General features: G+C 43.8%; 9 protein-coding genes and 5 pseudogenes. 8 read left to right on the forward strand and 6 right to left on the reverse strand.

Annotated elements, in window-relative coordinates; genetic code table 11:
* Positions 1-404, forward strand: a 404-nt coding sequence (locus ACYRY3_RS00900) for a hypothetical protein (protein ID WP_460199975.1), incomplete at its 5' end; no start/stop codon positions are given.
* A 461-nt stretch (positions 405-865) separates the two neighbouring features.
* Positions 866-1,360, forward strand: a pseudogene (locus ACYRY3_RS00905) (NAD(P)/FAD-dependent oxidoreductase); the annotation flags it as partial.
* Here ACYRY3_RS00905 and ACYRY3_RS00910 read toward each other — a convergent pair.
* Positions 1,310-2,647, reverse strand: coding sequence for a DNA-directed RNA polymerase subunit beta'' (locus tag ACYRY3_RS00910; RefSeq protein ID WP_460199982.1), 1,338 nt, complete (start codon positions 2,645-2,647; stop codon positions 1,310-1,312). The pseudogene ACYRY3_RS00905 and the gene ACYRY3_RS00910 sit on opposite strands and share 51 nt — an antisense overlap.
* Before the next feature lie 55 nt (positions 2,648-2,702).
* Here ACYRY3_RS00910 and ACYRY3_RS00915 point away from each other — a divergent pair.
* The 5 genes and pseudogenes from ACYRY3_RS00915 to ACYRY3_RS00935 all read left to right on the forward strand — a co-directional run.
* Positions 2,703-5,468 (forward strand): annotated as a pseudogene (locus ACYRY3_RS00915) (condensation domain-containing protein); the annotation flags it as partial.
* Positions 5,441-5,899, forward strand: coding sequence for a hypothetical protein (locus tag ACYRY3_RS00920; RefSeq protein WP_460199976.1), 459 nt, complete (start codon positions 5,441-5,443; stop codon positions 5,897-5,899). The pseudogene ACYRY3_RS00915 and the gene ACYRY3_RS00920, both read left to right, overlap by 28 nt.
* A gap of 283 nt (positions 5,900-6,182) precedes the next feature.
* Positions 6,183-6,827 (forward strand): annotated as a pseudogene (locus ACYRY3_RS00925) (beta-ketoacyl synthase N-terminal-like domain-containing protein); the annotation flags it as partial.
* Positions 6,828-6,870: 43 nt separating this feature from the next.
* Positions 6,871-7,293, forward strand: coding sequence for a condensation domain-containing protein (locus ACYRY3_RS00930; protein ID WP_460199977.1), 423 nt, complete (start codon positions 6,871-6,873; stop codon positions 7,291-7,293).
* 71 nt (positions 7,294-7,364) lie between these two features.
* Positions 7,365-8,249 (forward strand): condensation domain-containing protein, encoded by an 885-nt coding sequence (locus tag ACYRY3_RS00935; protein WP_460199983.1) that lies wholly within the window; start codon positions 7,365-7,367, stop codon positions 8,247-8,249.
* Here ACYRY3_RS00935 and ACYRY3_RS00940 read toward each other — a convergent pair.
* Positions 8,223-8,591: pseudogene (locus ACYRY3_RS00940) on the reverse strand (Fe-S cluster assembly protein SufB); the annotation flags it as partial. The gene ACYRY3_RS00935 and the pseudogene ACYRY3_RS00940 sit on opposite strands and share 27 nt — an antisense overlap.
* Before the next feature lie 225 nt (positions 8,592-8,816).
* Between ACYRY3_RS00940 and sufR the strand changes: the two are divergent.
* Entirely contained in the window at positions 8,817-9,497 is a 681-nt protein-coding gene (sufR, locus tag ACYRY3_RS00945; RefSeq protein ID WP_460199978.1) for an iron-sulfur cluster biosynthesis transcriptional regulator SufR, read from the forward strand.
* A 636-nt stretch (positions 9,498-10,133) separates the two neighbouring features.
* Here sufR and ACYRY3_RS00950 read toward each other — a convergent pair.
* The 4 genes and pseudogenes from ACYRY3_RS00950 to ACYRY3_RS00965 all read right to left on the reverse strand — a co-directional run.
* Positions 10,134-11,027, reverse strand: a pseudogene (locus ACYRY3_RS00950) (Gfo/Idh/MocA family protein); the annotation flags it as partial.
* Between the two features lie 563 nt (positions 11,028-11,590).
* Positions 11,591-12,421 carry a tetratricopeptide repeat protein gene (locus ACYRY3_RS00955; protein ID WP_460199979.1) on the reverse strand — a complete coding sequence of 277 codons (831 nt, stop codon included), beginning with the start codon at positions 12,419-12,421 and terminating at the stop codon, positions 11,591-11,593.
* Positions 12,422-12,694: 273 nt separating this feature from the next.
* A complete protein-coding gene (locus ACYRY3_RS00960; protein WP_460199980.1) occupies positions 12,695-13,066 on the reverse strand; it encodes a hypothetical protein in 372 nt (123 codons plus the stop codon).
* Positions 13,067-13,151: 85 nt separating this feature from the next.
* On the reverse strand, positions 13,152-13,847 hold a 696-nt coding region (locus ACYRY3_RS00965), incomplete at its 5' end, for an ABC transporter permease (RefSeq protein WP_460199981.1).

Raw genomic sequence — 13,847 nt, forward strand, 5'->3', positions numbered from 1 at the left:
GTATATTCGCTTGCGCTGATTCAGCAATGGTTGCTACTGGAGCAGCCATTGGGCAAGTCTTGATTCCAATGCTTGTTATTGGGGCAGTAATTGGTTCAATTAGTGGTCGCATGGTTTCTGACTTATGTAAAGAGTTATTAGGCATAGACGCGCAAATTGCCAAACGTGTAGAGCAACATTACCAAAATTTCCTTTCTCAAATCCATCGAGCTTCCAAGACTAGTATCGTTAATCTTGTTGCTAAGTATGAACAATTGGGCAACTTAGCCTCTAATGCTTTTGATTTTAATTTAAATTTTGAATTGAGATTGCAAGCAAGCATTAAATTAGCTGAAGCATACGGTGTTTCTGATGACGATATTATTCACAATATAGATGAGCTTGATGCTTTTATGTTGAGCTAATTTAGGCATTCTCTATGGCTATTTTGAAAGACTACTTCTAATAGTGTTTCCAATAAAATCAGTTCTGAGATACGTAGGCTAAAGGAGAGCGAACATTAGGAAGTAGCTATGTAAAAAATAAAGAGATACCTATAAGAACAAGCACCCCAGTAACGGAAGATGAAAAAAGCACAACCAATTTCCATTTAATTTCAGGATAAAAGCTCAAAACCTTTATAGGGATAAAGTTTTAGCCTTAGCGTAAAATTAGACCGTTTTGGCACGGCGACCCCTGGTAGAATTCCTCCAATATCAACAGTAAATTTGTCATCAATTGTTCACTTTAATAATGACTGATTAGTAACTTTGATACTTTCATAGTTTTTTAAATTGTTCCAAATTAACGGCAACCACTATCATCCTACTGTTAAAACATTTGTTAAGAAACTTTACAATGCTCTTAACAGAAGGAAATATTTCGTATGGCTGTTGCACTTGACAATAATGCACGACATCAGGTTGTTATCGTTGGTGGAGGCTTTGGTGGACTGTACACGGCAAAACATCTTGCTAAAGCTAATGTGAATGTTACCCTCATCGATAAACGGAACTTTCATCTATTTCAGCCGCTTCTATATCAAGTTGCGACAGGTACGCTATCACCTGCTGATATTTCCTCACCATTGCGAGCTGTATTCAGCAAAAGCAAGAATACGCAAGTGTTGCTGGGAGAAGTCAATGATATCGATCCAAAAGCACAACAAGTGATAATGGGTGATAAAGTAGTACCTTACGATACATTAATTGTCGCCACAGGTGCTAACCATTCCTACTTTGGAAAGGATAACTGGAAAGAATTGGCTCCTGGCTTGAAAACTGTTGAAGATGCAATAGAAATGCGCCGCCGCATATTTTCAGCATTTGAATTAGCAGAAAAAGAAACCGATCCCGAAAAACGCCGTGCTTTTACCAGCTTCAACGAACTGACCGTCTTCCACCATCAACAGCGAGATATCTTTGTTCACCTCGTGGGTTTCTTCAGGAATCCACAGCAGGGTTCCTCCCTGTACCACCTCATAACCTTGCTTTGCCTTGCCCTTTTTCTGGACTTCCACACCCGCGTACTTCAGCAATCCGCCAGTGTTCGTGCGATAGCGATCGTCAATCAACTCAGCCACCACTTGCCCATTTTGGACTTTGGTACCGGGAGTTGCCCGGAGGTGAAATTCTTGGTTGTTGCCAGTTTTGACTAGATAGTTGTTGCGCCCTTGGTTCGTTTGGGCGGTGACTGTTGCGTTGTCCAGAACCACGGAAGCCGTGATAATCTCAATTTCCCGTGTACTCTTACCGGGAGTTGCTTCGGGTAAACGTACCACACCACCGTGCAGTGTAGTTAACTTTGTTTCTCCTAAAACTCCACCGGATTCTATAGTATCGCCATTGCTCACCACCAATTCCGCTCCGGGAGGTAAGTTATAAACTTCCCCAGAAAGAATCCAAATCAAACCACCTCTTGCAGCAGTTGTGGTGGTGTTGCCCTGACGGTCAGTTTTCTGTTCCGGTACAACATCAGCAAATTTAACTTCCCCTGCTAAGTCAGAAGCCACATCTTTAACAGCTTTTTCCGTATTAACACGAGTTGTACGTCCACCGATCGCAACTTCTGCTAGCAGCTGACCTTTTTTCACCTTCTGCCCATCAACAACATATAAAGTTGAACCTTGGGTAACGGGAATATCTTGGATTGTACTGCCAGTTCCGGTGCTTGCCACTTCCAAAGAAATATTGCCATTCATCTCCACATACTGGGCGTCTTCTCCGTGGCGGGTGCGGTAAGCTCTCAGACGCAATTTCTTGGAGTAGCGAACAACCCCATCACTCTCCGCACGTACTTGTTTTGCCACTTCACCAGTGAATACACCACCCGTGTGGAAAGTACGCATTGTCAGCTGGGTACCCGGTTCCCCGATACTTTGCGCCGCAATGATCCCCACGGCTTCACCCAAATCTACCCATTTTGCGTGTGCCAAACTCCAGCCATAGCAGTGTTGGCAAACAGACCTCGCCGCTTCACAAGTTAGGGGCGATCGCACCATAACTTCTTGAACGCCAGCTTTTTCAATCTTAATAGCCAATTCATCAGAAACATCACTATTGCGAGGAGCAATCACCTCACCCGTAACCGGATGCACGACATCTTCTGCAATCACCCGTCCAAACAGACGTGTCCGCAGATTAATCAAGACTTTGTTACCTTCGGTCATTGCCCGTAAGGGAATTCCCCTAGTGGTACCGCAGTCAACCTCCCGAATAATCACCTCTAGACCTTGGCAATTGATATTATTATCAGCCAAAACTAGCTCAGCACTGGAGAACGCAACTACTAATCTAGCTACCTATTTAAAACAACATCCAGAGATAAATGTCTCTAATGTCGCCTATACTTTACAAATAGGTCGTAGAGCTTTTAACCATCGCCGAATTTTTGTCTGCCAGAACATTAAGGGTGCTATAGCTACTCTGGAAACACAAGACCAACAGAGGGTTTTTACTGCTTATCAGGAGCATAGAGAACAGCCCGTCATCTTCATGTTTTCGGGACAAGGGGGGCAATATGTCAATATGGGGCGAGAATTGTACTCAGTCGAACCCACCTTCCGCCAACACGTAGACACTTGCGCTGAGATTTTGCAGCCTCACCTGGGTGTTGATATCCGTTCTGTATTGTATCCAACATCACAAGATACAGAAAAAGCTTGTTTCCAACTACAACAAACGGTCTTTGCCCAACCTGCCCTGTTTGTGGTTGAGTACGCCCTAGCTCAGTTATGGATGGAATGGGGAGTGCATCCACAGGCCACCATTGGTCACAGCATCGGGGAATATGTCGCCGCAACCATTGCAGGTGTCTTTTCTCTAGAAGATGCCCTAGCAGTTGTGGCGACCAGAGGAAAACTCATGCAACAATTGCCCACTGGCAGTATGCTTGCTATTGGATTACCATACAAAGATGTGCAATTGCTGTTGGATGCAGAACCCTTGGATGGTAAGTCTTTAGACATAGCCGCAATTAACAGCCCATCAAGCTGTGTGGTGTCTGGTACAAATGAGGCGATCTCCGCACTCCAGGAGCAATTGTTTGACCAAGGGATTGAATGTCGTCTGTTGCATACGTCCCACGCCTTTCATTCTCACATGATGTCACCAATATTGGAACCATTTGTGCAGCTGGTGAAAACTGTGAAACTCAGACCACCACGCATTCGCTTTATTTCCAATGTGACTGGGACTTGGATGAGCGATGAACAAGCCACAAATCCCAACTATTGGAGCCAACATTTGCGCCAAACTGTGAAATTCTCCGATGGTATAACCCAATTGTTAGAGCAGTTTGAAGGTGTGTTTTTAGAGGTGGGACCCGGAAGAACTTTAAGTACATTAACAATACAGCATCTACAGAGAAATCCACAACAGGTGGTGCTCAGTTCATTACCCCATGTCAAAGAACAACAATCGGATGTGGCATGGTTGTTGCAAACATTAGGTAGATTGTGGCTAAGTGGTGTCCAAATAGATTGGTCGGGATTTTATCGCCATGAACGCCGTCATCGTTTACCTTTGCCGACTTACCCGTTTGAGCGACAACGCTACTGGATTGAACCGCCAAAACCAGGAGTTGACCGCAAAGCACTACCAGACCCCGACCGACAATCCCAAGTGTCGCAGGACTTCGTTGCTCCCAGAACACCCATTGAAGAAATGCTAGCCAGCATTTGGGCTTCCCTGCTGCAACTCGATCGCGTGGGTATTCATGACAACTTTTTTACCTTGGGAGGACATTCCTTACTGGCAACGCAGCTGATGTCACGGGTGCAAAGTACTTTTGCAGTGGAGTTACCATTGCGTAGCTTGTTTGAGTTACCAACTGTCGCTGCCCTGGCTGAGTCCATTGCTACTGCCCAGCAAAGCCAACAATCTCAACAAACTCCCCCTATCGTAAGAGTGCCACGGCAGCTGAAAATGCCAGTGTCATTCGCCCAACAGCGCTTGTGGTTCCTACAGCAATTTGAACCAGAAAGCGGCTTTTATAATATTCCGGTAGCTGTACGTTTTCAAGGTCAACCTAATATTATAGCACTGGAACACAGCCTCAATCACATCATCAGCCGCCACGAAGCCCTACGAACCAACTTTATTCAGGTAGATGGGCAACCGATGCAGGTCATTGCTAGCAGTACACCTCTCTCACTGACAGTAGTAGACTTGCAGCAGCTGGATACTACCGAGGGCGAAATCACTTGTCAGCAACTGATAGCAGTAGAAGCAGTACGTCCCTTTGACTTAGCAACCGATTTGTTAGTGCGGGCTAGTTTGTTCCAACTTCAACCCACAGAACACGTCCTGCTACTGGTGATGCATCACATAGTTTCAGATGCGTGGTCAATGGGCGTACTGGTGCGTGAGTTAGCAACAGTCTATCAAGCTATCTGCAATGAGTTACCAATTGCATTGCCCGAGCTGCCGATTCAGTATGCGGACTTTGCCGTCTGGCAGCAGCAGTGGTTGCAGGGAGAGGTGCTGGCAAAGCAGATGGAATACTGGCAGCAACAACTTGCGGGTGCTCCATCGCTGTTGGAGTTACCCACCGAGCGATCGCGACCTGCAATTCAAACTTATACTGGAGCAACTAAAAGATTCTTACTCTCTCCACAACTGAGTGAAAAGCTAGTTGTCTTGAGCCAGAAACAAGAGGTGACGCTGTTTATGACCCTCTTAGCAGCGTTTCAAACCTTGCTGTACCGCTACACCGGACAGACTGACATCTGCGTGGGTACGCCGATTGCCAACCGCAATCGCAAAGAAACCGAAGAGTTAATCGGTGTATTTGTCAACACTCTAGTGCTGCGGAGCAATTTATCCGGTAACCCCAGTTTTGGCGATTTACTATCACGAGTGCGGGAAGTTGCCCTTGGTGCTTACGCCCATCAAGACTTACCCTTTGAACAGTTAGTCGAGCAATTGCAGCCAGAGCGTTCTTTAAGTTATACACCACAGGTATGGCTTTATTTTTACACGCTGGTTTAAAGCTCATTGGGCTTAAGGGATATGAGTTTTTGATTGATGAAGGAATCCGGAAAACTCAATACATGGCTGCTCGCATTTCGGCGATGCCTGAATTTGAATTGCTTGCAGAACCTGATACTAATTTGCTAATTTATCGCTATATTCCGGTGGAGTTTAGAGGGCTTGTTGCTAAAAAGCAGTTGACAGAGATAGATAATGAAATTATTAATAATTTTAATGAAACTTTACAGAAGAGGCAGCGCCAAATAGGTCGCACTTTTGTCTCACGAACGACAAAAACAATTATCAATTTGGATAAGGAAATTGCTATAATTGCCATGCGTGCAGTGATTGCTAATCCATTAACAACTGAAGAAGATATTGATGCAGTTTTAAATGACCAAATTCAGATTGCTTTGGAAATTTCGGTGGAGAGCATCTCACTTTCATAAAAACCCCCGTAAAACCTCACGCCAACCTTACTCAGAAGAGGGAGCATAAATCTTGTTTACCCCCTTGTTATATCAAGTTCATCTAATTCTTATACTTCAAAAGTAACGAATAGTATCTGTAGGGTGGGCAATGTCGATTATATCTGGGTTATATCTGAGTTTTGGCGAGCATTGCCCAACGCCAGATGCTTCAAGCCGGTAAACCCGTCCAACGCACTGGCTCCCCTACGTGTCTTTAATAGGAATCCTATATTCTAGAAAGCTGATAATAAAGTTTTGCCTTATGGACATAGCAAATAATTTGATTAATAGCTTAAATAATCAAGACCAAATTGCTATTATTGGTATGGCAGGTCGTTTTCCTGGGTCAAAAAATGTTGATAGTTTCTGGCAAAACCTGCGCGATGGCGTAGAGTTAATTTCTTTTTTTACAGATGAAGAATTAGTATCTGCTGGGGTAAATCCAGCATTGCTGAACGATCGCAGTTATGTGAAAGCAAGCGGTGTATTAGAAGATATAGAGTTATTTGACGCTTCATTTTTTGAATTTTCTCCCAGAGAAGCTGAAATTACAGACCCACAACATCGCCTTTTTATAGAATGTGTTTGGGAAGCACTAGAAAATGCTGGCTACAACTGCCAAACTTATAGCGGTCAAATTGGTCTTTTCGCTGGTGTTGCTGTCAGTACATACCTGCTTTCAAACTTATATCTCAACCGGGATTTGATGGAATCAGTAGACAGCTTCCAAACTTTGATTGGAAACGATAAAGATTTCCTGCCCACGCAAGTTTCTTACAAATTAAACTTAAGAGGACCAAGTATTAATGTACAGACTGCCTGCTCGACATCATTAGTGAGTGTCCATTTAGCCTGCCAAAGTTTAATGAATGGTGAAAGTGATATTGCTTTAGCAGGCGGTGTTTCTGGAGCAATTTCGTTGCATTGCAAATAGAAGCATTGATTATGGAGTGCTACGCTACTTAAGCGAGGATACAATACTTACAGAGCGAATTCGATCGCTTCCCCAAGCAGAGGTATTTTTTCTCTACCTTGGTCAGTTTGGTAAAAGCTTCGATCTGTCTTCTATGCTGAGACCGACTGAAGAATTTGCCGGATCGCTGTACAGTCCACAAGGAACTCAGCCTCATCTGCTAAGCGTGATTGCATGGGTTAATGAAGAAGGTCAGTTGAGACTGGAATTTAGCTATAGCACAAATCTGCATCGACGCGAGACTATAGAAAAACTCTCTCATAGTTTTGTAGAAGCGCTCAAGTCTCTCATCACCCACTGTCGCTCTCTAGAAGAAGTAGAATATACCCCTTCAGACTTTTCAGCAGCAAACATAAATCAAGAAAATTTGAATAGCTTGCTGGCTCAGATTGGTCAATGATATAGGAGGAATTTTCAATGAAACAAAAAAATATTGAAGATATATATGAACTTTCGCCCTTACAGCAGGGTATGCTTTTTCACACGCTGGTTGAACCCCATTCCGGAGTGTATTTTGAGCAGTTTTGCTACGCTTTGCAAACTCAGCTTAATGTTCCAGTTTTCAGAAAAGCTTGGCAGCGAGTTTTAGATCGGCATCCAATTTTGCGTACCTCCTTCTACTGGGAAAATCTTGATAAACCATATCAAGTGGTGTATCGGCAAGTAGACGTGCCTTGGGAATTTCAAGACTGGCGTCAACTGTCTTTACAGGAGAGAGAAAACCAGTTAGAAGTTTTTTTAGCAGGCGATCGCAAACGAGGCTTTGTACTTTCCCAGGTTCCACTCATACGTTTGGCATTAATTCAGGTGGCTGACGACAGTTATCAATTTGTCTTCAGCTTTCACCATATATTGATGGAAGGATGGTCTTTAACATGGCTGTGGAAAGAATTTTATGAATTCTACAATGCTTTTTACAAAGGTGAGGATTTACATCTGGAATATCCTCGTCCTTTCAAAGAATACATTTGTTGGTTACAGCAGCAAGATATATCAAAAGCTGAAACTTTCTGGCGTGAGACACTTAAAGGATTTACGGTACCAACACCACTTGTTATGGATAAGGGTTCGGGTACTTTCTCTAGCCAAGACGAAGACCATGATTGTCAACAGACTTTACTATCAGAAACAACGACAGCTGCTTTAAATTCTGTGGCACGGAAATATCATCTTACCTTAAACATTCTGCTAAAGGGGGCTTGGGCTATACTTTTAAGTCGTTATAGCGGAGAGCCAAATGTAGTTTTTGGAGCCACATCTTCAGGCAGACCAACTGAACTGGCAGAAGCAGAGTCCCTGATGGGACTTTTCGCCAACACATTGCCGCTCGACGTTTGCCAGTCGCTTCTGTTCTGACAGGGGAATGCCTAGTTTTTCAAAGGTTTCCAATAAAGTTGGATCGACCTCATCCAAGCTGTTAAGCTTTTGTTTCTTTTGTTTTGGTGCCGAATAGTAGATAATGTTCTGATAATCTATGGCAGGGTACTTAACGCTCGGCCAGGTCGGTTCTACCATTTTTTGCCACTGACGGAAAGCCCTAAGGCGAAAATCCAGCATAAACTCCGGCTCGTTTTTCTTGGCGGAGATTAAACGGACAATGTCCTCGTTAAGTCCACGGGGGATTGTGTCGGCTTCAATGTCAGTAACAAAGCCGTACTTGTATGGCTGGTTGACTAAGGTTTTGACAGTGGCACTCATCGGCTGTTATCTCTCGTGTTCGCTTTCTCAATTTCTTTAAGGATGGGAGACGGAATCTTTAAACCCGTTTTCCCTGAGGCTCGCCGAGATGTTACACGGCTGCTATGATAATAAGTATAGAGACTAAAACAACATCAATGTTGTTTAACATATCTTTATTTTACGCTAGATTAACAACAACGTTGTTGTGAAAAGCAAATTTCTTGATAAATTTTTGGGACGACGATGGCGACTACCCAGCAGTCCTCAACCAAGCAGGATATCTTAGAATATCTTTTAAAACACTCACAGGCTACGGCTTTTGAGCTAGCTGAAGCCTTAGAAGTTAGCCCGCAAGCGATTCGCCGTCATATCAAAGATTTGGAAGCGGAGCAGTTAATTTCTCTCTTGTCGTCCGTGCAAGGGGGAATGGGACGTCCACAACTTCTCTATCAACTGACTCGTCAGGGACGAGAACGGCTAAATACAAAAGTTAGCGATCGCCTAGGTGATAGCTACGGGAAATTTGCCGTTTCTCTACTCGATACCCTAGCGGAAACCGTGGGACGGGACGAAGTGAGTTCGATTCTACGAAAACAATGGGAGCGCAAAGCACAAGATTATCGAGAACGTCTCGGTAACGCTTCGCTCTCAGAGAGAGTGGCAACTTTGGTAGAACTGAGAAAAGCAGAAGGCTACATGGCTGAATGCCATCCAGTATCATCCACCGATCCCTCTGAAGACAAAAAGTTTATTCTCACCGAGCATAACTGTGCGATTTCCAATGTCGCAGAATCTTTCCCCAGTGTTTGCGGTCATGAATTAGAGATGTTCGCTGCCGTGTTACCAGATTGTACGGTAGAACGTACTCACTGGATTATTAACGGCGAACATCGCTGTGGATATTTAGTTAAAGCAAGAAAATAATTGCTTTCATTAATTTATTTGCCCGGTCATTCAGACCTTTTATTAAGCATAAGTCATAAATCAGGGGACATTGGTAATTGGTTTTACCAACTACAATTAGGTTTCTTAAAAAGGATGAAGGATAAAGGTTCTGTGCTCTCAGCACCTTTTCCTCCCTCACTAGTTCATATGTTCGCATTGAAAGGGCTGGCAGTGCCCACCCTACAAAAATGGGTAATTTAAGAGCAGAGAAGGAGTAATTAAATACAGAACAGCAAATCTACGAGATGCAAAAAAACCCCGAGCTTGTCAGGGTTTTCGGTGCTTTAATCTATGCAGCGTATTTCAGTGTTGTTTTGTATTTTGATTTGGTTGAAAAGCTTGCACACCAATCTAAAGGTATAAACCAATTATATGTAAACCGCTATACATTGTTTTGTTGTTTTGGTTCCAATTACAAAAACCCCGATAGAATCGGGGTTGGTGGTGTTTGCCAAAACAGGTTTCTTGTGACGCTTATATTTTGAGTTAAGTGAAAGCGATCGCACGCCATCCAAAAGAGATAAATCCATATCTGTAATAAGACGTAAATTTAAAATGTCGTAGGGTAGAGATCTTTACCTGTCCTACTTTACAAATTCAATGCGCGGAATCTGGCTAACCCAATAAAAAATCTTCTAAAGCAGGTACATCAACCCAACTAGACTTCGCATTTGATTCGTGAGATAAATCCATCAATAACTGAGAATAAATCCCTTCTTGCAAAGATGGAACTGTCTGTTGTTTACGTTCTATCCCTTGCACCCATTGGTCGATAACTCTAATAAATGCAGAAATTCGCCCATCGGCAAAGTTTTTTGGAAATAGCAAGCGGTTGGGTATTTCTATTTCGGTTAAGGGTTTACCCGGAGTGGAAGTCCAAACACGGAATCCATGTATGTAATCTTTTTGATTTTCACTTCCCAAAACTAAACTACCGCCCTCTCCATACACTTCCACCCAATGGGTACGTTGTGCGTGAACCGCAGCACTGATAGAGACTTGGCAAGGTGTTCCATCCGCCAATTCTAGAGTTAGCATACAGGTATCATCCGTCTCTACTGGCTTGAGTTCTCCAGTCTGGGGGTCTGGTCTATGGGAAATAGCGGTACTGAAGTGGGCATTCAATCTGCGTACCGGACCGAATAACCAGTGAATGTAATCAAAAGTATGAGAACCCAAAGAACCTAATGCCCCTCCTCCTTGGTCTTTCCGGGAATACCAGTTCCAAGGACGTGTCGCATCAGCACGAGAAGAACCCAGCCAATCGATTTTAATCAAGCGTTTAGAACCAATCGCGCCTTCTGACAAGAGTTCAGCGAGCAATTGCCATCCGGGTACAAAGCGAAATTCAAAGTCTACTGTAGCAATGACGCCTCTGTGTTTTGCTAGCTCGTAGAGTTCTTTGGCTTCGGCTGCGTTCATGGTGATGGGTTTCTCTATTAGCAGGTGTTTGCCCGCTTGCAGCACTGTCTTTGCCATTTCGTAATGCAAAAATGGCGGTGTGGAAATACAGTATCAAGCCAAGTTAACACCTATTGAGAGTACTTCTGAGCCACGTTTGTGGAAACTTAACTTAACAAATTGATAGTTTATTTTCACTGCAGCAACTCTTCCACCTGATGCTGGCTCCATAATTGTCTGTAGAGACCTGGTTGTTGTAAAAGCTCTAGAGCATCGGTACAGAAATCATAAATAACCTTGTTTTCTGTAGAGACGAGCCATGGCGCGTCTCTAAATTCACGAAATATCAAGGATTACAGCCGAGAAAAAATGTGTTTTGTGCTTCCATTTTGACTACTGTACCGGCGCTCTAGCTGTTTATCTTAAGTAATCGCGATGGAGTTTGTGTTGTGGTTTGTGCTACTTTAAAGCCTATCTTTTTTACCCAAGCAGGTTGGTATGGATAAATTTGATGATTGGGCATCCGAGAAGGTATCCAGGGCAGACATAGGTTGAAACTCGACGGAACAAGGGTTGGCGTTACCGCCAGTATGCCTGATTTATGAAGTTTTACCAACATTTGGTTAAAAGTTGGTGTTTACAAAATATTTTTAAGAGTGTCGCATCTCTTCTTACTCGCCCATTGAAATTTGATTGGGGTCAAATAACCACCTATTGCCAACAATCTCCTCTAAGCGTTGATTGAGTCGGGGAAGGAAATCATCTGGATCGTTCAGCCGTAACTGGATAAACCAAGCCTCAAACGCTTCTTCTGTCTCAATTCCTTGCCTACCCGCCGCCCCTGCTATCATCCTCCAACTATGGTTTTGGAGTTCCTCTAACTGCGGATGACCTTCACCTTGGCGGGCGCAAAAGAATCTTGCCATTGCACCTAATAAAGCTTCTACCTCATCGCCTTGAGGCACTATATCATATAAAACACGGATTAGGTTAATTGTACTCTCTAAAGGCGCTTGAATTCTCAGCGTCAGCCATATTGCTTGAGCTAAGTAAACCGAACTGTTGCTTTCATCTGCTAAGCCTAAATTACCGAGACTTTTTACCAAATCACCATAAGCCCTTATTTGTCCGAGTGCGACAACAACTTGCTCCCAGAGTGCGATCGCTCTAGGGATGTCCCCTTGGTCGGCGAATACCAGTGCCATGTTGTTGAGGGTAGCGGCTTTACCTTTGACATCGCCAATCCGCTCTTTTATTTCCAAAGATTGCTCCCAGAGTGCGAGCGCTCTAGGGATGTCCCCTTGGTGGGCGAATACCTGTGCCATGTTGTTGAGGGTAGTGGCTTTACCTTTGACATCGCCAATCCGCTCAGATATTTCCAAAGATTGCTCCCAGAGTGCGAGCGCTCTAGGGATGTCCCCTTGGTGGGCGAATACCAGTGCCATGTTGTTGAGGGTAGTGGCTTTACCTTTGACATCGCCAATCCGCTCAGATATTTCCAAAGATTGCTCCCAGTAACTGGGAACTAGTGGTCAAGGAACCTTCGTCACAAGGCAACGGAACCAAGCAGCGATGCGCTTCTAGTTGAGCGAGCTTATACCGTAGAGTTGGGTTTGTCCAATTTATCTAATTGTGGGTAACTTTGTCCAAACTTTTAGAAGCGGTTGTAAACCAAGGTTCTTCAGTAGCAATCGTTAATTGAACCTCAGAGATAGAGTAGGGGCAAACAGTCATTTACCCCTACTTCTTTGTATGCAGCTTTTTTGCTGACTGAGCTAAGGTTTTTGGGGTCTAACAACTTGCGAGGCTGGGGGAGTTTGTATCTGTTGACCTTGCTGCTGAAGTAGTTGTTGCTGCTTCGCTCTAAATTCAGCTGCAGCATCGTTTAATTGTTGATTTTGTTGCTCGGAATTCCAAACACTACTGCCTTGATTAAACCGATGAATGAGATCGAAAACACCCATATTATCGACTTCATTGGAATTGGGTGCCAATGGATCGTTGGTATTCCGTTGTGGATCGAGGTCTTGCAAAATACTTCTTCCAGTATCAGCTAAGCTGGGTTGTTGTCCCAGCACTGAAGCTAGTCCTATTGCTACAGCTGCAGCTGCAATCGATCCCTTGAGCGTTAAAAACGGCTTTTTCATAAAGAGTATGAAATGTAAAGTATGAAGTATGAAGTATGAAGGATGAAGTGTGAATTTTTATCCTTTATCCTTTATACTTTATCCTTTATGCTAGGGTTCGGCGTAACTGGGGTTGAATACTCAACAATGCCACAACAGCGAAGCCGAGCAACACCACCAATGCACCAAAAAAGGTAACGTCACCCCAGAAAGCGTGCATCACAACACTATTTAATCCCCAATCTTTATGGACGTACAGATAGCGAATTGGTTCAATTGCGTAACTGAGGGGGTTGAGGGTAGCCACAACCTGTAACCATTGAGGCATGAAGGAGAGGGGTGCTAATGCAGTACTGGCAAACAACATTGGCAGGGTACTTACAAAAATCACCGCAATCAATTCAATGTGTCCCGGTAATGCAAAAGCCAGACCGAGACTGATAGCAGTTACACCTAATGCCAGCAGGAACACTATTAAGACTATTGCTCCCAAACCTGCAACGTCTGGTAATCCAGCGCCTAAAGCTGCCGCTGCTGTTACAATCACCGCTGATTGTAACAAACTTTGACTAATGATAAAGATTGCTGAAGCCAAAACTATGGAAAACCGCGATGCCAAGGGAGCAACTAATAATCGATTCAGAAAACCGAATTCGCGATCGAACATGACGGGCAAACCTGCATTCAGCGCTCCAGCAAATGCAGTAAAAACAATCACACCAGCACTTAAGAATTGACCGTAATTTGTGGTATTGCCAAAAATGCCTTTTGGTGCATTTTGAAATAACGCGCCAAACAGTAC

This window comes from Scytonema sp. NUACC21 (assembly GCF_054684315.1).

Bases quoted from the DNA above. Each gene is read 5' to 3' on its own strand.
- ACYRY3_RS00910 (WP_460199982.1), bottom strand. From the start codon at position 2,647: ATGACCGAAGGTAACAAAGTCTTGATTAATCTGCGGACACGTCTGTTT.
- ACYRY3_RS00920 (WP_460199976.1), top strand. From the start codon at position 5,441: ATGGCTTTATTTTTACACGCTGGTTTAAAGCTCATTGGGCTTAAGGGA.
- ACYRY3_RS00935 (WP_460199983.1), top strand. From the start codon at position 7,365: ATGCTTTTTCACACGCTGGTTGAACCCCATTCCGGAGTGTATTTTGAG.
- sufR (WP_460199978.1), top strand. From the start codon at position 8,817: ATGGCGACTACCCAGCAGTCCTCAACCAAGCAGGATATCTTAGAATAT.
- ACYRY3_RS00960 (WP_460199980.1), bottom strand. From the start codon at position 13,066: ATGAAAAAGCCGTTTTTAACGCTCAAGGGATCGATTGCAGCTGCAGCT.